The 21,168-nt window shown below is 44.3% G+C and carries 19 protein-coding genes; 2 read left to right on the top strand and 17 right to left on the bottom strand.

The features are described from left to right. Positions 1 to 26: 26 nt before the first annotated feature. Positions 27 to 1,115 carry a DUF3626 domain-containing protein gene (locus tag AC3WTJ_RS02650; RefSeq protein WP_492520440.1) on the top strand — a complete coding sequence of 363 codons (1,089 nt, stop codon included), beginning with the start codon at positions 27 to 29 and terminating at the stop codon, positions 1,113 to 1,115. 79 nt (positions 1,116 to 1,194) lie between these two features. Here the strand turns inward: AC3WTJ_RS02650 and AC3WTJ_RS02645 are convergent, their stop codons facing one another. From AC3WTJ_RS02645 to AC3WTJ_RS02605, 9 genes are all read right to left on the bottom strand, one after another. After that, positions 1,195 to 2,136, bottom strand: coding sequence for an SPFH domain-containing protein (locus tag AC3WTJ_RS02645; protein WP_492520439.1), 942 nt, complete (start codon positions 2,134 to 2,136; stop codon positions 1,195 to 1,197). Position 2,137: 1 nt separating this feature from the next. Next, complete coding sequence (locus tag AC3WTJ_RS02640; protein WP_492520438.1) at positions 2,138 to 2,563, bottom strand: NfeD family protein; 426 nt, start codon at positions 2,561 to 2,563, stop codon at positions 2,138 to 2,140. Positions 2,564 to 2,756: 193 nt separating this feature from the next. Continuing rightward, positions 2,757 to 4,331, bottom strand: coding sequence for a glycoside hydrolase family 43 protein (locus AC3WTJ_RS02635; protein WP_492520437.1), 1,575 nt, complete (start codon positions 4,329 to 4,331; stop codon positions 2,757 to 2,759). 20 nt (positions 4,332 to 4,351) lie between these two features. Beyond that, on the bottom strand, positions 4,352 to 5,506 hold the full coding sequence (locus AC3WTJ_RS02630) for a glycoside hydrolase family protein (protein ID WP_492520436.1): 1,155 nt from the start codon (positions 5,504 to 5,506) through the stop codon (positions 4,352 to 4,354). Positions 5,507 to 5,539: 33 nt separating this feature from the next. Next, positions 5,540 to 6,370 carry a carbohydrate ABC transporter permease gene (locus tag AC3WTJ_RS02625; RefSeq protein WP_492520435.1) on the bottom strand — a complete coding sequence of 277 codons (831 nt, stop codon included), beginning with the start codon at positions 6,368 to 6,370 and terminating at the stop codon, positions 5,540 to 5,542. A gap of 1 nt (position 6,371) precedes the next feature. Further along, a complete protein-coding gene (locus AC3WTJ_RS02620; protein ID WP_492520434.1) occupies positions 6,372 to 7,274 on the bottom strand; it encodes a carbohydrate ABC transporter permease in 903 nt (300 codons plus the stop codon). Positions 7,275 to 7,364: 90 nt separating this feature from the next. Further along, positions 7,365 to 8,708, bottom strand: a complete 1,344-nt coding sequence (locus AC3WTJ_RS02615) for an ABC transporter substrate-binding protein (RefSeq protein WP_492520433.1) — start codon at positions 8,706 to 8,708, stop codon at positions 7,365 to 7,367. 250 nt (positions 8,709 to 8,958) lie between these two features. Continuing rightward, the gene (locus tag AC3WTJ_RS02610) at positions 8,959 to 10,557 is read right to left on the bottom strand and encodes a response regulator (RefSeq protein ID WP_492520432.1); all 1,599 of its coding nucleotides are present in this window, start codon (positions 10,555 to 10,557) and stop codon (positions 8,959 to 8,961) included. Beyond that, positions 10,535 to 12,328, bottom strand: a complete 1,794-nt coding sequence (locus tag AC3WTJ_RS02605) for a cache domain-containing sensor histidine kinase (RefSeq protein ID WP_492520431.1) — start codon at positions 12,326 to 12,328, stop codon at positions 10,535 to 10,537. Before AC3WTJ_RS02605 ends, AC3WTJ_RS02610 begins: the two co-directional genes overlap by 23 nt. Before the next feature lie 154 nt (positions 12,329 to 12,482). Between AC3WTJ_RS02605 and AC3WTJ_RS02600 the strand changes: the two genes are divergently transcribed. Continuing rightward, positions 12,483 to 12,722 (top strand): helix-turn-helix domain-containing protein, encoded by a 240-nt coding sequence (locus tag AC3WTJ_RS02600; RefSeq protein WP_492520430.1) that lies wholly within the window; start codon positions 12,483 to 12,485, stop codon positions 12,720 to 12,722. A 137-nt stretch (positions 12,723 to 12,859) separates the two neighbouring features. Here AC3WTJ_RS02600 and AC3WTJ_RS02595 read toward each other — a convergent pair whose 3' ends face one another. From AC3WTJ_RS02595 to AC3WTJ_RS02560, 8 genes are all read right to left on the bottom strand, one after another. After that, a complete protein-coding gene (locus AC3WTJ_RS02595; protein WP_492520429.1) occupies positions 12,860 to 13,135 on the bottom strand; it encodes a glycerate kinase in 276 nt (91 codons plus the stop codon). 784 nt (positions 13,136 to 13,919) lie between these two features. Next, positions 13,920 to 14,189: a hypothetical protein gene (locus tag AC3WTJ_RS02590; RefSeq protein ID WP_492520428.1), complete on the bottom strand. Its 270-nt coding sequence runs from the start codon at positions 14,187 to 14,189 to the stop codon at positions 13,920 to 13,922. A gap of 673 nt (positions 14,190 to 14,862) precedes the next feature. Continuing rightward, complete coding sequence (locus tag AC3WTJ_RS02585) at positions 14,863 to 15,414, bottom strand: DinB family protein (RefSeq protein ID WP_492520427.1); 552 nt, start codon at positions 15,412 to 15,414, stop codon at positions 14,863 to 14,865. 73 nt (positions 15,415 to 15,487) lie between these two features. Then, positions 15,488 to 16,435 (bottom strand): helix-turn-helix transcriptional regulator, encoded by a 948-nt coding sequence (locus tag AC3WTJ_RS02580; RefSeq protein WP_492520426.1) that lies wholly within the window; start codon positions 16,433 to 16,435, stop codon positions 15,488 to 15,490. A gap of 272 nt (positions 16,436 to 16,707) precedes the next feature. Continuing rightward, a complete protein-coding gene (locus tag AC3WTJ_RS02575) occupies positions 16,708 to 17,928 on the bottom strand; it encodes a family 1 glycosylhydrolase (RefSeq protein ID WP_492520425.1) in 1,221 nt (406 codons plus the stop codon). A gap of 35 nt (positions 17,929 to 17,963) precedes the next feature. Then, complete coding sequence (locus AC3WTJ_RS02570; RefSeq protein ID WP_492520424.1) at positions 17,964 to 18,785, bottom strand: carbohydrate ABC transporter permease; 822 nt, start codon at positions 18,783 to 18,785, stop codon at positions 17,964 to 17,966. A 12-nt stretch (positions 18,786 to 18,797) separates the two neighbouring features. Continuing rightward, positions 18,798 to 19,505, bottom strand: a complete 708-nt coding sequence (locus AC3WTJ_RS02565) for a carbohydrate ABC transporter permease (RefSeq protein WP_220138838.1) — start codon at positions 19,503 to 19,505, stop codon at positions 18,798 to 18,800. 299 nt (positions 19,506 to 19,804) lie between these two features. After that, positions 19,805 to 21,067 (bottom strand): ABC transporter substrate-binding protein, encoded by a 1,263-nt coding sequence (locus AC3WTJ_RS02560; RefSeq protein WP_492520423.1) that lies wholly within the window; start codon positions 21,065 to 21,067, stop codon positions 19,805 to 19,807. Positions 21,068 to 21,168 lie beyond the last annotated feature (101 nt).

Below are 21,168 nucleotides of genomic sequence, written 5' to 3'. Positions count from 1 at the left end.
TTCGAAGAGGAGCGACTACTATATCCATGAAATTATCAAATTCACAATTATTGGCTTTAGAACATATTACAGAGTACGCAAGAAGCCACAAAGATGAAGCTGAGCAGGCAATGAAAGAAATTATTCAAATGTCTAATATCGCGTCTAAACCATTTGAAGAAGCTGTCGCCAAACTCAAGGCGCACGCAAAAATTGCCCTGCATTTTCATCCAGACAGGCCGGATCCGACGATGAAAAGCGTTGCCGAGGCCCTGCTTGAGCAAGGAATTTATAAGAGCCAATTTGAAACATTATTATCAAATGGCAGTGTATCCGCTTATCCTGGCGGTCAACGCGACCTTTGGGAAAAAAAGATCTTTGGAGGCGCCTATCAACGAATGGGCTCAACCAATAGCCAGCGTCCCAAGTATGGCGCACTGGATTTGATGTTCCATCCCGATGGTCCAGCACCACGTTTCGGATCTTGCTATTTCCTTCTATCCCCGGAGGTCTCACATCGTAGTACATTCACTTATTTGGATTCTCATCAAGACCCGAAAGAAAAGGGTACTTATGAGGAGTTCGATATCATTATGGCTGCTCTCCTGAAAGAGGCATTCTTAAGAGATTTTGCTATCGGGGAAAAAAATCTGACACCACAGAAATTAATCAATCATCTGTTGGTTAACTTGGAGAGGCCATTCTCTGACCCAGGAACCAAAGAGCCAAGCCGCAATCTTAACCATTATATTGAGGCCCAGATACATGGGGATATTTCACTTAAGGAAGACGTGGAAGTGCTCGTTGCAGATCCTTCATTTAAAGGTACTCCTACGGGCCGGACTCTGGAGCAAATATGCCTCAAGTATTCAATTGATCTCTATTGGCATATGGGCTTTGCGCTTTTGGCAAACGAAGTTCCCTCCGATTTTAGAGGTCCCTCGATGCCTTCCTTGGCCAAACGCATTGCACGAAATGATTTTATCGATGTGAGCATGATTGGATCGGCTGTAATGGACTTGAAACGCAATCCCGCTTCATGGAGCGATCGCGGAACCTATAAAGAGGTACTTCAAGAGTTGAAACTTATGTGGCATGTTCTAGTGAGATATGGAAAGCCACTTTCGAAGTTTTAACTATACATAATGGCAAAAGAAAAAAGAGACAGCCGCTAGACGAGGCCGTCTCTTTTCACTGTATCAGAACTTGGCCGTTTTATTGATCACTATTTTTATCTAATTTAAATACTTTGGCAATCGTTCCAACTGAGCCTAATGTACTAACTACATCCGTTGGGATGAAGATTGTTGATGCTGCTCCATTGGCCATCTCAGAAAGTGCCTCAAAAGACTTGTAAGTAAGGATCTCCGAATTTAGACCGGCTTCATTCAGTGCTTCTATGCGTGAACGCTCTGCATTCGCAACAAGCTTAATTGCTTCTGCCCGTCCTAAAGCTTCTAGTTCCTGTGATTTTTGCTTGGCTTCAGCGTCAAGAATTTGACGTCGTTTCTCCGCTTCCGCTGCAAGTATAACAGCGGACTGCTGCGCTTCTGCACGAAGAACGGTAGCTTGTTTTTCACCTTCTGCCTGTAAGATATTCGCCCGTTTTTCTCGTTCCGCTCTCATTTGTTTTTCCATGGAAGTTTGGATATCAATTGGAATCTCCAGTTGTAAAATTTCTACCCGGTCAATTCTCACTCCCCAGTTCTCCGAAGCATTATCCAGGGCTTGACGCAGTTCAGCCTGAATGCGGTCGCGATTCGAAAGAATTTCATCAAGTTCCATTTTACCTATCGTGGAGCGTAAGGCCGAAGCTACAATATTGTGAATGCCTTGCACATAATTGGCTATGCCATATGTAGCTAATTTAGGATCAACAACGGAGAAGAATGTTGCAAGCTCGACGCCAATGGCTACGTTATCTTTGGTAATAACGGATTGGGAAGGAACTTTCTCCTGCTGAATCCTTAAATCATGCCGACTGCGAACATTATCAATAATTGGGATGATGATGTTAATACCTGCATGCAGTGTTTTATAAAACTTCCCTACTCTTTCAACAATCGCTACGGTTTGTTGAGGAACAATCCTAATGCCTTTAATGATAACAACAACAATGAGAATAATAAGAAAAAGAAAGACGATAACTCCTACCATATTACACCTGCCCCTTTTTTACATACAGTTTCGTGACTTTAACATCTATGACAATTGCTTCTTCACCTACTTGAATCAGCTCATCTGCGTATGCACTCCACATGTCGGAGTTCACCTTAACTAAACCGCCTTCACCGGGTTTGATATCACTTATTACGAATGCCTTTTGACCTATTAATTGATTTGGTGATGGCAGCAATTCTTTGGATGAAGGTATCAGCTTGCGTACAATAGGCAACAAAAAAGCATAAATCAAGAACGCACCAACCGTAAACACACATAACTGTATCAGGAAAGAAAGATGGACGAGTGCAGTGATCATTGAAAGAAAAGCACTGGCTGCTAGAACTAACATGTAAAAAGTGCCTGTATAAAGTTCAAAAATCACAAATAACACGGCCAAAATAAGCCACAGTAACCAAAGCAATTTGTTTCCACACCTCCCTTTCAGCATCAATTCCTTGTTAAGTTTTATGTGAAATCCGGCTTGACTATGTCATTAAAAAGTACAATGGAAGCAGTTACGTATGAAAACGAAACATATAAAAAAACCAGTAAACTCAAGGTTTACTGGTTTTTTTATAAACTTTGCCCCTTAACCTCATTGTTAGCTGCAAAAGCTAGGCATCAAGCTCCGTGTAATCAAAAAAGTCGAAGTCCGCATGCAGGCGAGTTCCGCGCAAATCCTGTGCGCAAAGACCAACGAAAGCGCCGGTAAAGGATAATTTACTTTGGTAGCTGTCGGCAAGATTACCTGAGTACAACGTCGGACCCATTGGCTGCCACGACTGGCCGTCTAAACCATAAAAGAAATGAATTTGATCGAAATTCATTGCGGCTTTGAGATATACCCGCCCTTCAGGAATCGGCACATACGTGTCCAATTCATCATATTGCCCCTGATCGCTAACGATAATCGCCAGATGCTTGCCAAGCTGGTCATCGTGGGAGATGCGCAAATAGTAATGATCGGACTCATCATAATAAAGCACAAGACCTGCCATTTGTGTAAAAGCTTGCGGCTCATACTCCACACATGTCACGATCTCACAAGTGAAGCTTTGAATGCGTCTTGCCACTAGGCTTTGGTGGTGCAAAGAGGTAAGCGACTCTCTCCCCTTGAGCCGCAAATAGCCAGGACGCTCGGATAAGCTTAACCACGACTCGTCAGCCGGGACGCGCAGTGTGTGCCAATGCACGCTGAGCTTCCGTTCGTCAAAATCATCGCGGATCGGATCCGGAGCAAACGGATGCGGCGTCAGCTCTGTTTCCGGAATGTGCAGCTGCGGCTGCTTTCCGCCTGAGGCCAGCCGCAGCCAGCCTTCCGGCGTCCACGTTACTTTCTGCAGGGAGGTTTCTCTTCCTAGTGGACTGAGTTTGCTGCCGTCCGGAAGAGGACGAGAACAAATGAACACCATGTACCAGTCTCCTAGCTGCGTTTCCACCAAGGAACCGTGGCCTGCATTTTGCAGCGGATGATCCGGCGTGTTTCTTGTTGTGATCATCGGGTAGTCCGGATCAACTTCATAGGGACCTCCTACGGAAGTTGCGCGCATAAGGGTGGCGGCGTGCATCGGACCCGTTCCCCCTTCAGCTATCAGTAAATAGTAGCAGCCATCCTTTTTATACACCATCGGCCCTTCTGTCACACCCAAATCTGTCCCTTCAGTAATCAGCTTGATCTCCCCGATCAACTTGCTTTCATTTGGACAGAACTCCTGCATGATAATGCCAGCAAACCGTTTTTTGTTTTTGCGAAAATCCCACTGCATATTAAACAGATACTTGCGGCCATCCGTGTCGTGGAACAAAAAGTGATCGAAACCGCTGGAATTCAGATAGATCGGTTCCGACCAAGGTCCCTCTATCGAAGGCGCCGTCACGATATAGTTGTGCAGATCTTTATATACACCTTTTCTACCAACTACATTCGTAAAGCACAAGTAAAACGTACCGTCGCAGTAGCTTAAGGAAGGCGCCCAAATGCCGCCTGAACTTGGCACACCGCGCAGATCCAGCTGACTCACCCGATCCAAAGGACGCGTCAGCGGTTTCCAGTTCATTAAATCTTTGGAATGATGAATGAGCACGCCAGGGAACCATTCGAAGGTAGATGTTGCAATATAATAATCATCTTCAACCCGAATGATCGACGCATCCGGATTAAAGCCGCGTAAAATTGGATTCTGAATCATGAGGTTCGTGCTCCTTTTCGCTACCACAAATACAAATCGTTCCCTTTAAGCTTGAAAATCGCTTCCATGAAATAATAATCGCCATAAATAATGGCCTGATGATGGTTTGCCGAATGATAGGCGGCCGAACCGAATTGAATCAGGCTATCACTATCCGCTGACCAATCAATTCGGGTACTATCCAACGTTTTGAGCAACTTCAACGCTGCACCGAGGTAAAGATCCTTTTCATGCTCGCCTACGGCTTTCGCAATTTCGATCAGACCACACGCCGCAATGGCTGCAGCTGTATCATCCTTAAGCTTCGGTTCCTTAGGTTGTCGGAAATCAACGGGAATCACGCCATCCGCAGGAATGTTCGCGATAAAATAGTTGGCAATCCGTTTCGCGGTTTGCAAATAGTCATCCTTTTGCGTATGAATGTAGCTCATCATGTACCCATACAAAGCCCAGGTCTGCCCTCTCGTCCAGGAGGAGCCTTCTTCATAGCCTTGTCCGCCATATGATCTGATCACACCGCCTTCGAATGGATCAAATTCCACGATGTGGTTCACAGATCCATCTGCTCGAACAAACGCCGTCATCGCCGTATCGGCATGCTTCATCGCGATTTGCTTGAACCGCGGATCTCCCGTTTCTTCCGAAGCCCAGTACAGCAGCGGAATATTGAACATGCAATCAATAATTGCCCAACCTCTCGTATCGGAGCCCTCTAGATCGTTCCAAGCGCGAATAAAACCCCCTGCCAAATTAAAACGGCCCGCGAGCAGGACAGCGGCATGCATCGCTCTCTTGCGAGATTCCGGATTCTGCGTCACTTTATAATTAGCCACACTCGTCGGCAACCACATAAATCCAACATCATGATGCAGTCCATAAAATTCATCAAAACAACGATCTAATTCATTTTCGGAGATTTGCGCAATTTCTTTATATTTCTCGTTGCCGGTTTCATGATACATGAGCCACATCATGCCGCCCCAGAAGCCGTTCGTCCACCAATTAATTTCATCTGTCTCCGTGCCTGTAGGATTATCGACGATACGATTATCATGTGTTCCGTTAATGGTTGTATACGGAATTTTATGTTTTGACTTCTCGCTGACCCAGTCCATTTTCGTTGAAATCCTATCAATAACGTCATTCAACCAACCTTGTTCCTGTTCTTTTAACATATGCTTCTGCCCACTTTCCCCATTGTTTAGTGATTAGCCTTTGGTTGCACCTGCTGCAATCCCTTTGACAAAGTACTTCTGAAGCGCGATGAAAGCGATTAAAACAGGGATAATTGAAATCGCCGTGCCTGCGAAAACCATGTCCCACTGAGAAGCATATTCGCCGACGAAGCCGAAGATTTCGACGATCATCGTTTTGGGCTTATCCGAAGGCAGCACCAAGCTTGGCATCAGGAAATCGTTCCAAATCCCGAGACCGTTCAGCACGACCAAGCTCGCCGTACACGGCCCAAGCAGCGGGAATACGATCCGCCAGAAAATGCCGTACTTGGAGCAGCCGTCAATTTCAGCCGCTTCCTCAATTTCACGCGGCACCCCTTTCAGAAAGCTTGTATATAGCAACACGCCGAACCCGACCGAGCCGGAGATATAGATGAGAATCGGTGCGCTTAATGTGCCGTATAAACCTATCATTTTCATCTCTTTGAACAGCGGAATCATATAGACTTGAAATGGAATCATCATCCCTGCTAGAAAGTAGACATATACCATATTCGTCCATCTTTTATTCGTCCGTTCAATGGCGTATGCCGCCATGGGGATGACCGCAATCATCGCGATAATCGAGCATAGTGTTAAAATGATAGAGTTGACCATCGCTCTAGGGAAATCCGTTTTGGTCCACAGATACACGAAGCTGTCCACGTACCAGCTGGTTGGAAATGAGATCGCATCCCGCAGAATGGCTCCATTGCTTTTAAAGGCGGAAATTAAGCTGAAGTAGATGGGAAAAAAGAAGATAATAGCAAGGACCAGTGTCAGGACAAAGAGGAGAATCTCCAGTATACTTTTCTGCTTTCTCATCTTATAGCTGCACCTCCCTGCTGCGAAGCAGCTTAATTTGAATCAGCGATACGATCAAAATGAGAATAAATAAGACAAGCGATAGCGCTGTTCCGAAGCCTTGCCGCAGCTCGCCAAAGCCGACTTTGTAAATAATGTACGTCAGTGTTTCTGTTGCAAATCCAGGTCCGCCGTCCGTCATGACGGCGATCTGATCGAATATTTTGAGGGATGCAATCATCGACAACATCATGCAGACCGTAAAGGCTCCTGCCAGCAATGGGAACGTGATATGGCGGAATTGCTGCCATCGGTTCGCTCCGTCAATGCTTGCCGCTTCCGTCAACTCTGGCGGAATCCCTTGCAGACCAGCCAAATAAATAATCATATAATAGCCGGCGCCTTTCCATACCGTTGCAAAAATGATGGAGATCAAGGCATAATCCGGATTTCCAAGCCAATCGACGTTCAAGAAGGAAAGATGCAGCTTAGCAAGCAATTGTGTAATCACGCCAAAGTTGTAATTCAGAATAATTGTCCAGACAAACCCCATGACAATCCCGCTGAGTAACGTTGGGAAGTAAAAAATGCTGCGAAACAAATTGCGGAACCATTTCACCTGATCTACGAGCATCGCCAGCATCAAGGCCACGACATTTTCAACAATAACTAAGACAACAGATAAAATTAACGTATTCTTCAGCGCATTATGCACGCGCTCACTATGCCACATCTCTACGAAGTTATCGAAGCCGATGAAGCGAATATCCGGACTAACACCGTCCCAGGAAGTAAAGCTAAGGTAAACACTGCTTGCTGTTGGGACCATGACGAATAAGGTATAGAGGATCAGTGCAGGAACAAGAAACACGATGGAAAAGTTTAGCCATTTTCTTTTTCTCTTAACAGGCTGTATGCTTGTCATTCTCTTATGCCTCCTATATGAATTTGAAGGCAGTAGCAGGAAAACCTCCGCAAGTGACGCAGAGGTTCTCCGTTTGCAGCCTTTTCGCTTTTATTTTTTCATTGCCTTCACTTCGGTATCCCACTCAGCATCCGCTTTTTTCAAGTAATCTGCGCTGAAATCACCTTTCACTAACCAATCTTGAACGGATTTATAGAACCAGTTACGGAATTGCGGCGGGATTTGGTTAGCTCCCCAGAAGTTGTTGATTTGAAGTGATTTTTTAACATTTGGATCCGCCATCATCGTCAACACTTCTTGCAATTGCGGAGAAGCTTCATAGTTCATTTTTTCCTTTGTAGATGGGATTGCGCTTGCTACTTTCAAGTATTTCGGATATTGCTCTTTGCTGAAGAAGAACTTAATGAAGTCCGAGATCGCCGCTGTTTTATCGGCATCTTTCGCTGCATTAGCTGACAGGGACCAACCTGCAGGCTGAGCAAGACCAACAACGTTTACTGCACCTGTTTGATCCGGTACCGGGTACCAGCCGAAATCAAATTTCGGATCTGCTTGTGCAATCGTCGGGAACATCCAAGGGCCGGAGAATAAGCTTGCTGCTTTACCTGTCACGAGCATGGAAGCCGTTTGGTTGTCCGCCGTACTCATGTAACCTTTATCTACGTAGCCTTTCGTAAATAGATCCGTCAATAGCTGCATCGCTTTCGCCGGACCTGGATCCGTAAAGCTCACTGTGCCTTCGGAACGCTTGGAATTCCAATCCGCATCTTTGATGAACACTTCGTCGATCAAAAATTTATTGACCCAGAAGCCCCAGTGAAAAATGTCTTTACCGCCGACAACGATCGGTGAAATACCTTTGGCTTTCAGCTTTTCCTGCGCAGCGATGAAATCCGCATACGTTTTGGGCTCTTCGGTAATGCCTGCATCCGCATACGCTTTTTTGCTATAAATGATCCCTTGTGGAGCAGGCAGCGCGATAGGCGCATTGTATACTTTGCCGTTAACTTGTGGAACGTTTTCAAACAAGCTTTGTAGATCTTTTGGAAGTTCAGCCAGCTTGCCGGCATCCGCGAACAATTGCGTGTCACGCATTTCAACTAAATCCGGGAATTCACCAACGGCATCTTTGGTTTTTAAGAAGTCCAGATAAGCCGCTGTCGTTGTTTCGCTCAAATCTTTGATTTTAACGTTCGGGTTCGCTTTCGTGTAAGCGGCAATGGAATCAGCTACCGCTTGCTTGGTCGCCGGGTCGCCTGTCGCATAAATGACGCTGAAGGTTACCTCTTTCTTCGGAGCTGCAGTCGCTGCAGCTGTGCCAGCCGGAGCTGCGCTTGATGCTGGAGTTGCGGAATCACTTTTGCTGCCGCAACCTGCCACAATGAGTGCTAATGCTGTCGATCCTACGAGTACTTTGGAAAAAGTTTTAACCATGGTTGAAAGTAACCTCCCTTTAGTTGTAGCTTCTTTTGAACAACCCTTGCTTTGTGCTTTGTTCGTTTGAATTAAGACTAACATACGCCCAAATCGTTTAGAATGAAGTTTTTTAAGCTTGATGTGCATGAATTTAAGAAGGTGAAAACGGAGGCAACAACTTTCATCTACATGGAAAAACAGCCTCCGCTTAGGCTCCGAAACGAAGCTATGGCAGAAGCTGTCTTTAGAAAAACAGATTGACTACGATTTATCCTTTAATTTGACTCTTATATTCATGCGGAAGCTTGCCATAGCTTTTCTTGAACATATCGCTGAATTGCCGTGGATTATGATAGCCAACCTGCTCAGCAATTTCATAAACGAGCAAATCTGTTTGCAAGAGCAGCCGGACTGCATTTTTCATCCGAACGTTCGTGACGTACTGCTTAAAATTCTCATTCGTGTGCTTTTTAAAGAAGCTGCTAAAATAATACGGATTCATAAAAACTTGGGAAGCCATGCTTTCCAACGTTATATTCTCGCTATAGTGCTCCTCAATGTATTCTTTAATCATCTTCATTTGCTGCGCTTCGCGGCTGCCGCCTGCGGTGCTTACTTGCTCCAGTATGTCCAAAATACGGGCATTTATAAAAGCAATAAGATCACCAAAACAGTAAAATTGATGCATCCGCTGCTGCCAGTCTTTCCGCTGCTCCGATGACACCTGATGGTCAATCCCCACAGCCGACATCTCCTCCATTAAGTCCGTCAGCATGGCGTATACGATTAAGATCGCCGATTCTTTGCGACCGTTGGCGCCCGCTGCAGCATGCTCAAAGAAGCTGCCCAACAGCTCCTGCACCTGCTGCTTTTCCTTGGCGATGACCGCTTTAATCACAGCTTGCTTGGCATCTGCCAAGAGTTGATCTGAGCCGCCTCGCCGTTCATTCTGTGACCAAGAAAGAATCGTCCCATCCTTTTCAAAATAGCTATAGTTCATCGTCTCAACGGCCGACATGTAGGATTGCCTTATGTCCTGTAGACTGTGAGCCGGCATTCCGATACAGATCGTCACATGAATTTTCAAATAAAATAAAATCTTATCCCGCATTTCGCTCACAAGCCGCTGCAAATCATCCTCTACATGCATGTGGTTCACAATGACGCATAAATTTTCACCTTTACGAAAGACGAGACCGCTGCCATAAAGTTGGAGCAGCTCATCAACCAGATTGGATACCGCAAACACGAGTAGACGCTTCTCATGCTCCCCCCACCTGCCATCCTGCAACTGTACATGCGCAAGCTTCACATACAACACACTGAAACAGGGGCCGGTAAACTGTGTGTTCAATGCCTGAAGCTTACGCTGCGCTTCCTCCCACCGAATATCGCCTTGGGTAAGCCTGTCGAACAGCTCCTCGAGCTGTGTCTTTTTATCTTTTTGTTCATAAACAGCGAGCTTCCCCTTGGAGGATTGATCTTCATTCGCCTCCTGCAGCAACGTCATCGCTTTGCCCACTGCCTCGAGCAGCAGCCTCTTCTCAATCGGCTTCACCAAATAATCGACCGCACCGAAGGCTAGCGCGTCCTTAGCATAAGAGAACTCTTGATATGCGCTGATGAAAATAATTTTCGTCCGCAGCTGCCGTCTTTGCACCTCTTTAATGACATCGATGCCTGATCCGTCCGGCATACTAATATCCGTGATGACCAGATCAGGCTGAGTGAGTTCAATCTGTTCCATCAAACCTCTCCCCGTCATCGCCTCACCTACGATTGCAATGCCGAGCTCTTCCCACGGAATGAGTTTTTTTAACCCTTTGATAATGATCGGTTCATCATCAGCTAGAATGGCGTTCAACACGGACGCTCACCTCTTTCGTTAAAGGAATGACAAGACGGACGGTTGTTCCAATATGTTGACTGCTATTGATCTCTACACCGAAACCTTGCCCATACAGCGCCACAATTCGCTCATGGACATTAATGAGCCCGATACTGCTGCCCGTATCCAGTGAGCTGCCCTTAGCCAACTTCTGACGAACAAGTTCAAGCGCATCCTCGTTCATCCCTACACCGTCGTCGTCCACCGTGACACTAAGCAAGTTGTCCGGCAGCTTTTCAATCGATATACGAATTGTACCTTTCCCTGGTTTAGGCATAATGCCATGATAAATGGCGTTTTCGACGATCGGCTGCAGCGATAACTTCGGAATCGCATAGTCCATTAAGTCCGCATCGAACCGGAAGTCAAGGCCCAGCTTATGCTCGCCGTACCTGATGACCATCAATTGAAAATATTGCTCCACATTCGCTTTCTCAGCCCGGATCGCAACCGATTCTTCGCCATAATCGAGGACATACTTAAGCTGATGCGATAACGATAGAATCATATCCCCAACCTCGTTCGCATCTTCCGCAACGGCGTTCATCCGAATTACTTCCAGTGTATTGTACAAATAATGCGGTCTGATCTGGCTTTTCAGTGCATTAAGCTCCGCCTGCTTTTGCTTAATTTGCGCTACATACACAACATCAATGTATTCCTTCAGCCGTCCCACCATTTTATTAAAACCATGGGAAAGTAAACCCAGCTCATCCGCCGTCTTGACGGTCACCTTCGTATCGAAATTACCGGATTCTACTTTTGCCATTTCTCGCGTAATGCTGCGAATCGGGTTGGAGAAGCGATTGGAGAACCAGACAGCTACCACAATCAACGAAACCATACACAGGCCAATGACGATCGTAATCGTCTTGATGAGCTGCTCGACTTTGAGAAACAATTCTTTTTTATAAAACTCGCCAACAATCTTAATGTTATTCTCGGCTGTTTCCTGTTGTAGATGCAAAAAATCATCCGATGGATTCGCATGAAAAACAGAACCGATTAGCTCTGTCTGATTGCTATAAAGGATAATCCCCTGTTTATCAACGACATAGACGGTATCCCGGTTATTCAGAACCATTTGCTTAAAAATCTCATTAAACACGCCAAGCCCAACATCCATATAAAAGCTCCCGACGATCTCGCCTTCGACCTTCGAAGACCCCAGGACATCCGTTAGGTTGCGACCGAACGTCATCACTTGATCCGATGCCCCAAGAAAATAATCTTGCTTATGGGTCGAAAAAAAGCCAAGACCGTTACGATTAAGCTTCATCTGCTCTTGCCATTCCACCCTCGGATATTGATATTGGTAATCCAGGGCAACGTTGTTCTTAGATAAGCTTTGAAAGGTTCCGTCCGGCAAAACAAAAAAGACACTTTGCAGGTTACGTTCTGTATACAACACCGTTTGCAAGAAATCATTGATCGTCATCGTCAAGCGAATGTCTTTCTCCTTGCTTTGCGCTGCAATCGCTTGTCCCAATTGGCCATAGAGGCCGCCAACTCCGTAGGAGTACATGAGTTTGGAAATGTTGTTGTATTTGACAAACATATCATCGACATTTCGGCTCGCAAACAGCAGCATTTGCTCATAATTGTTCGTCGCATAACGCTCCATAAAGCCGCTGAACGTCTGCAGTGAAATATAACTGAGAATGAGCAGCGGGATGAGACCGACGGAAATGAAAGAGAGTGTAAATTTGGCAAAAATGCTTTTGTGCAGCCGAAAAGGGTTCGATGCCATCTGGGAGCCGCCTCATGCTTTCGATTTAGAATAAGTCTATTTTAACAGAATTCGCCCGTTAAACGAGCGATGATATTTCATGTGAAGGTGCGCTTTTTTAAGAACTTATTCATGGGACTGATCCACAGGAAAATAAACGGTATAGGTCTCATCCTTGAACTACAGTTACGTATCGGCAACCTTCAAAACACAAACAGGACTTAGCATTATTGAAGCGCATACGAAATTAAGAATAAACAAAGCGATCGATTGGATGCGAAACACTTCTCTCAATGTATCTGAGATAAGCGAGAGGTTAGGTTATAAGAATCCTTATTATTTCAGTCGCGTTTTCAAAAAAGTAATAGGGGAATCTCCTTCTTCTTATATGAGTAATTTCTATAGGAATAAGTAGGGTCAAAAATAAAGAGCTGCTTCTAGAACATTGCGCTACTCTGCTTAAAAACAAATAACCGAGGCCCTTTCGGGTCCCGGTCACATGTGTAATAGAAACTTCCGTCCTGTCTTACTGATTCGAACCCTTAAAAATCTTCAAAATCTCAACACCAGTGTTCGTATAAGCTGCTCACTCGCTTGCTCCAGCAATTCAGGTGCTTGCTTCATGGCGTCTTCTAATAGCATAGGACCTGTCATAATGCTATGAACACTATGAATACCAACATCGTACAAGCGTTCGATCCCTTGACCTACCGAACCAGCGAAGGCAATGGTAGGAACATTGAATTTTTGTGCCTCTTGAGCAATACCCATCGGTGTCTTGCCAGATGCCGTTTGGTTGTCGATCCGGCCTTCTCCACGCCTCCACATTGAGAAAGGAGAAATGACGAACTTAAGCAGATTAGGATGACTAAATGCGTTTCATCTTGATCAACTATCCTCCCGTACCTTTAACGAAACCAGGGAGCAGCTACCGCGTGACGAGCTGCATGCCATGCAATCCATCCATGTTAGTCTAACGAGTAATATAATTGGCTTATGAATATTTTAATTAGCACAATGACAAAAGCTGCGAGCCAACCGAAAAAGAAAAGACCTAAACACGCACTAAACATTTGTTTCCCGAAACTTCTTTTATCTGATATCTTAATCGTTAAGATATAACCTATAAATATTAAAAAGAATAAAGTCCAAAAGATACTCTGGAATAGATAGATGGCTCCACCGAATAAAAATGATGCTAGGATAAAATAAATTATCGATTTTTTCTTGTTCAATGTTCACCCTTTGATGTTTTTATGGCTAAATCTCCCACGGTATATCTCATTAACTAGGATTGCTCAGTCGGAAATAGCTCAATTGATTTATATAAGTTTTTGTTTATTTGGTAATTCCATATCTCTATGAAAGTGACCAAAATACCACTTTTTATAAGATAACCGCTCTTGTATTTGCTCAAAATAATCACTTAACTGATCCTTATGAATACCCGAATGTTTAGATTCATTCAGTGCATGCAAGGTCGATGTAGGGCCATTCCAACACTCCACAGGATAAGTATTAAGTAACTGGAAATTCTCATGATTTCCGCAGGGAGTAACTACATGTCATCTGCTTCCTGTGCTATATAACTCAACTATCGTACACCACTGGTTCAATCTTCTTTTTCTTCTGTAACCCTTTGGGATTCTCTAAATGTACCGAGAACGCCTGTAATAAAGCCGATTAACCCAAATGTAAATCCATATCCAGAAGAATCTTCAAAAGACAGCAAAACAATTACTCCGAACAGTATAATAATGACACCTAAAAGTTGAGCTTGAAGTGCGTTTGGGTTAATAAAGTCCAAAAATACACATCCATAAAAGATCGCAACAGCTATTAGAGTTAGGACGATTAAACAGATTAAGGCAAAACTCCCCATCTTGACCTCCTCAAGATTCAAACAAATGCTTTTGCACACACAGTTTCCTTAAATAACTCGGCTGACGATCCATGCTTGTAGCTCTTTCTAAGATGCTTATTAAACTAAAGTTCTCTGATCACTTAATGTATTGCCAACTCCTTACCCTGTATTACAATATGCGGTGTCTTATGATTGTCTGACTGCGCTACACGATATGAAACAATTAATTTTTTATCTTCTGAAACAATACTAAGATTAATTCTCCCATAATCCTCGTCATCTTCTTGGACATTCCAATAATACATCTTGCCGTTATACGGTTTTAATCTGCTATATTGAACTAACGTTCTATTCGCTTTGAGCGTATTTCTCTCTGTTGTTTTCATATTACCAGATAAATTCCAGAATATCTCACATATGTTTATTCAACGGTTGACTTCGTTATCCTTCCCTTTTGATCAACTATAATGATGTTATATCCTAGATAAACCTTTCTAAAATAGCTTCCGGGGTATGCTCTTATTCATTCAAAGGGTATCTTATTAGCGTACTAGCATTATTTCATCTTTACTAAAAAACTGAAATATTGATATTCTACCACGTAAAAGGGCTGCCATGCGGCAGCCCTTCCTCATACCTATTAACCAATTTTATCCACTACAATAGATAGCGGTAATCTAACCGCCAACAACTATGCGTTATTTTCCAAAAATTGTTTCAAACGCTCCAACTGCGATAAATGATGCCTGTAATGCATCTCTATAAGTAAAAACCACTCATTGGCGTTTAGAGCACCGAATCCGGGATGAAGAATTCTTCTGTTTTTTCTGCTCTCGGGTACCTTACTCAAAGTGGATTCCGTATTTTTCATCCGCTCCACGATCCCGTGAAAACTCTCCTTCAGCTGCTCCTTACTTTCCGGTTGTTTTGGAGTGTATTGCGGTGAAGCAGGTACCCGAATCCGCACGGGAGGAAAACTCCCCAGTTCGAAGGCTCCCTTGCCCCTCTCTGTTTTTTCCTCCATAGCGTCTACTGTCGCTACACTTCCAGCCAAACATTGATCAACATTGTGCAAATGCATGAATTGTGCCGATTGAATTAGATGCATATACATTTCACCAATCGACCATTCCTCCTCGTTCGGTTTTTTTATCAGCTGCTCCATATCGAGGCTTTCCAGTTCTATTAAATAACGCCCTACTGTTGTCTCAAATGCCTTTAGTGCTTCCGCTGTACTTCTCATGAATCAAACAACTCCTCATCATTCATTCTTGGATATGATCCAAATATAACAAAACGCTACTGACAATAGCGTGTCAGTAGCGTTTTAAGATTTTTTCGGCCTCTTCCTGAATCCGATGTCGGAGAGACTCCGGTTCCAACACCTCGACATTCCCGCCCCAGCCGAGGATATAAGACAGCAGCTCCTCCGGCTGTCGGACAAGAAAGTTGACGAGAAGACCGTCCTTCCGCTCCTCAGTCGATTCCATATAATAATGACAAGTCTCAGCGATTTTGTCCGCAATTTCAGGATGAGCCAGAACCAGCACCCGTTCGTTACGGTCGTCCGACGGACGGTAGTTGTTAAGGTTAAATCCATTTGGAATGAGAAAGCGATCCTCCAATACGGTTAGCCCCGTCATCCGCGACAACCGGAAATGCCGAATTTCTTGCCGCAAGTCACAATGTGCAATCAAAATCCAATTTCCCTGAACAAGCGCCAATCCGTATGGAGCGATCTCACGCGTGCTCTTCCGATTGCCGTCCGCTTCCGGCATTTTTTTCAGATAGGTCATACGTAATTTACGGCGCTCCATAATTGCCCGCCTCGCTTGTCCGAGATAGTCCTTTTCCCTCGAGCTAGTTACCGGCTCGCCGGCCTGAAGAAGCCGCATCGTTTCCCGAACGCGCCTCGACTCGTCTTGCACTGTTTCTGGCAGAATAGCTTCAATTTTGCGCCGGGCCGCCTTAGCTGCATGTGCGTAATCGCCATCCAGCCTCTGTTCGATAAAGTCAGTACCCATAAGCATGGCTACTGCCTCTTCAGCAGTAAACCCGACTGGTGGAAGAAAATAACCTTCCATTAGGGAGTAACCCTGCCCGGGAGCCCCAAGGATCGGAACCCCCATTTCACTTAGAGCTTGTATGTCCCGATATATTGTCCGCACGCTAGTCTCAAATATAGATGCCAAATCTTCTGCTCTTAATACTTTACTCCGTTGTAGTTCAAGCATTATGGCGAGCTGCCGATCGGTCTTGTTCATTACTGTTCCCCCCGTGTCCGTCCTCTCACTCCATCTACTTATTCTACCACAACAAATTACACGTTAGCATGGACTTGACAGCCGATCGCGAACTCCCACAAAATTATTTTGATTTAAATATTAAAAAGCCCGCGAAATCTCGCCGGCTTCATAAACCCTTACTCGCATCCAAGACATTACTTGGCGACGTTGCTAAGACATAGGTTGGAGCTAATTGATCTCTCACCTATCGCTATCCCAAGTTGACAGGATCCTGTCTAAAATAAAACCGACTATTTTCTCAATTCTTCCTCGAATCTTTCGCCAGCCGCATTTTTAACTCTATGAATCGTTCCGTCGGGCTTCTCCTCCAAACTGTATAGACCGAAGGTAGCCAGATTCTCTTGAAACGATAACCCATTGGTCCGATAAGGCCAATCCACCATATCCAGAAAAGGAAACCACGTTACACCATAAAGCTCAATTCCCTCCTCACTCATCTTCCAGCTTGCACGAATGAGTTCCTCCAACCAAGAAACGCGTTGTTCTACGCTGCCATTAAAACTGGTTTCCGTAATGAAAATGGGCTTCTTGTATCGTTGATACAGATCCCTGGCAATATCGATCATATCCTCAGCTGAACCCATCACCGCACGTGGGATTTGTCCTTGTTCGGCCGTCTCTTGGCCAATCACATTCAAGGAGAATTGCGGATAATAATTGACTCCGACAATATCTAATTCAATCCGATTCTCTGCGTACCATTCTAAATCACGATGGCTAAAATGATGATCCAATACCCACGTGTATAAAGGATGTGCCTGCTGAATGCGACCCTGTATAAGCTCCCACATGATAAACCTGATTTCATTCCATAAATGGGTTTCTTCGATATAGGATTCATCTGCGGCTATATACTTCTTTGAAGCCTCCACATGCACCATCACCGCATCTGGGTCAACTTGTTTTAATTGCTGAACCGTTAGGATGATTCCCTTACATAGTTGATTCATAAGTAAGCCAAAGCCCAGCAAGCCTGTTAGATATGGCGGCCAAGTTCCGCTCCATCCACACCATTCCGCATTAACGAATGGCTCATTTAGCGGCGTGTAGTAAGAAGTTATTCCTTTGTATCTTTCCGCAAATGCCTTAGCATATCTAGCAACGAATTGCGGATACTCCGCATTCATGAATTCATTCTTAAGCCATAGGGGCGTACCATAATGCATCAAGTCAATGATGGGCACTAATTCTCGATGCCGATCAAAATAAGCCATTACCTTATCTGTCCATGACCAATCGAATACGCCCTCGCTCGTTTCAATCCGATACCAGGGAACGCCATAACGAATCATGGTAGCTCCAGATGCCCTCACTCGATCTAAGTCTTCTTCCCAGAATTGATAATGCTGCGTAATCTCGAATTCATCTAGTACCCTCTCGCCTCTCGCCGTTTGACCGATGAAAGTATTCTCGATTCCTACAGCCCAAACCCAAGGATGTAATTTGCCCATACAGTCGTTCTCTCCTTTTCCGTCAAATCTTTTCTCTATTCTTTCATGCCGGTAAATGCAACACCTTGAATGAAATACTTTTGTGCAAATAAAAAAGCAATAACAAGCGGTGCGGTAGCAATCGCTGCCCCAGCAGTTAAAATGCCATACTCCACAACATGCTGCCCCATAAATAAGGCAAGTCCAGCCGGCAGCGTTCTCATATCCTCGGTACTTGTAATTATTAGTGGCCACAATAAATCATTCCAGTTGTACATCAAGTGGAACAGCGCCAGACTCGCAATAGCGGGCTTGGCAAGGGGCAAAATGATTTGCCAATATAATCTAAATTCAGAGCATCCGTCTATTCTTGCTGCTTCATCCAACTCTTTGGGCAAACCCACAAGAAACTGTCTTAACATAAAAATGCCAAATGCATTCGTTGCACGCGGAACAATTAAACCCACAAACGTGTTAAGCCAGCCCAAATGGCTAAGCATGATAAACAACGGAATAATGGTTACTTGGACGGGAATCATTAATGCAACAAGCACAAGAAGAAACAACTTATTTCTTCCTCTAAACGAAAGTCTGGCAAACGCATAACCGGCCATGGAGTCAAACAGGAGAGAGACCAAGGTAACACTGAACGAGAAAATAACGCTGTTTTTGAAAAACACCAGAAAAGGAATCCTACTCCATACATGGATATAGGAGTCTAAGATCATCTTGGATGGAAACAAAGCAGGTGGAAAATGTACAATTTCGTTCTCTGGCTTAAATGATGTTAGCACCATCCATACAAAAGGAAAGGCGATGACAATCGCTGCCGCAATGAGCATAAGATACTGGAAATTGCGGGTTAAAGTTACCTTCATATCCAATACCTCCTAATCCGTTTCATTGTAGTTAAACAACTTAAGTTGAGTTAGTGTAATTAAAAATACAAAAATAAACAAAATCCAAGCCGCTGACGAGGCATATCCCATATCGAGCAATTCAAAGCCTTGATGGTAAATGTAATAAACAATGGTTTCCGTACTGAACAAGGGACCTCCGTGCGTCATAACAAACACCTGATCAAATACTTGAAATGAGGCAATGAGGGAGATAATGATCACAAACAGCGTAGTATGTCTTAAGGACGGCAATGTAATATGCCAAAATTTTTGGAACGTATTAGCGCCGTCAATTTTTGCAGCTTCATATAAGGAAACAGAAATCCCTTGCAAGCCTGCCATGAAAATGACCATATTGAAACCGACATTTTTCCAAATAGCAATTAGAATAACAACCGGCATCGCCCATGTGGTATCCCGCAGCCAACCGGTCACGGAAAAGCCAATGAGATGAAAATAATAAGAGAGTAATCCTATATCCGGATCCATCAAAAAGGACCAAATAATCGAAAGCACGGCAAACGAAGAGATCACGGGCAGGAAATAAATCGCTTTAAAGAAACTCATACCTTTAAGCGTTAAATTGCACAATAGAGCGAGCAGCAGCGAACAAATAATACCCAGAGGAACAGATCCAACTGTAAAATAAACGGTATTTCTCACGGAGTTCCAGAAGCGCTCATCCTGCATCAATTTCATGTAATTACTTAATCCTATAAATGGGTGGTCTGGTTCCAGCAGACTCCATTGATGAAGGCTTAACCAAAACGAATTCATGATTGGCCAAAATACAAATAATGATAATATCAGTCCAGTTGGCAACAAGAAGAAAAAGGCTGCCCGGCTTTGTTTTATCAAAGGCTTTCTGATCGTGCGTGTGCTTGTCATAACTACCTCCTGAACCGGGTTACTCTTAAACATAAGCGGCATGAGAAGCACCCTATCAAAATGGTATTTTCGCCCACAGTCCGTAGGGTGCTTTTTCACACCGTTATGAACTATTTGCCTGATAAAAGGGCATCCAATTTCTTGCTTGCATCTGCCATTGTAGCTTCTACGGTACCTTTATTGTTGGTAATCGCTTGAATAGCCGGAGTAAAGATATCGCTGTCAATTTTGCTAAACTGTTCTAAGCCTGCTAGGTAAAATCTAGAATCATTTGCGACCGCTGCAAATTGAGGAATGAGTGGATTCGATTTTACCTGCGCATTGTCATTTAGATCGGTTCGCGTTGGTGGGAATCCGCTTTTTGAAGATAGATAAGCTTGTGCATCCGCACTGTTCCAGAACTTCATGAACTCGTAAACCTCATTTTTGTGCTTCGTGTTTTTCCCGATAACCATGGCAACGGCATTCGCAAGCGTAGCCTTACCTGCTGGGCCTGCCGGAACCGGCGCAACGCCAAAGTTCACGCCGCTTAATCCACCAGCCATCCAAGGACCATTAATTTCCATGGCCGCTTTGCCGGATGCGAAGATTTTATCAGCATCTCCCCCCGTAAGATTAACGGGAGAAATCCCCTTGTTTGCGACTAGGTCAGCCCATATTTTAAGCGCTTCCACAGTTTTACTGTCGTTTAACATGGATTTCTTGTGATCGGTAGAAAGAATATCTCCGCCGTTACCCCAAAGAAGAATTGGCCACATCGGAATTGTTGCATGGTCAGCGAGCACCAGCCCATATTGTTTATCAGAGCCGTTCGTTTTCGTTGTTTTAAGAATGTCATCCTGCCATTCGGCCCACGTCGTGGGAGGAGCGGTAATCCCTGCAGCTTTGAATAGGTCCTTGTTATAGTACATTAATAACGTTGCTGTATTGGCGGGCACTGCGTATAACTTGTCATTATATTTCATTGCATCAACTAAGCTCTTCGCCATAACATTTTGGTCGATCCCCTTTCCGTAAATATCATCTACCGGAAGAATCAAGTTGCCTTTAGCATATTGCGGAATCAGCGACGAATCGAAGGAGGCGATATCAGGACCTTGCCCCGAAGCTAATGATGTAGGTAATTTGGCAAGAAGTGCATCCCATGGAGAAATGTCCATCGTAACTTGAATATTGGGGTGTTTATCATTAAATTGTTTGACTAGTTCCTCATAGGCCGGACGATCCGGGCCCGTGAATCCATTCCAATAGGTTAACGTTACTTTTTGTCCAGAAGCTTCTTTACTTCCTCCACATGCTGTCAGAACAACGGATAAAGTCAAAACGGATACGAACGAATTCACCCATGATTTTTTCATTAAAAGGTTGCTCATTGTAATCCTCCTTTGGTTAAATGTAAGACCCCTGTTTTTGACACCTCGGACAGCCATTTCGCGTTACATCGCTATCACTTCCTTTCTAATTTAAATCGATT

The organism is Paenibacillus sp. FW101-FHT12H11, from assembly GCF_058790355.1.
The sequence above is the reverse complement of the archived record's forward strand: the minus strand, read 5'-3'. Positions and strand labels throughout refer to the sequence as shown.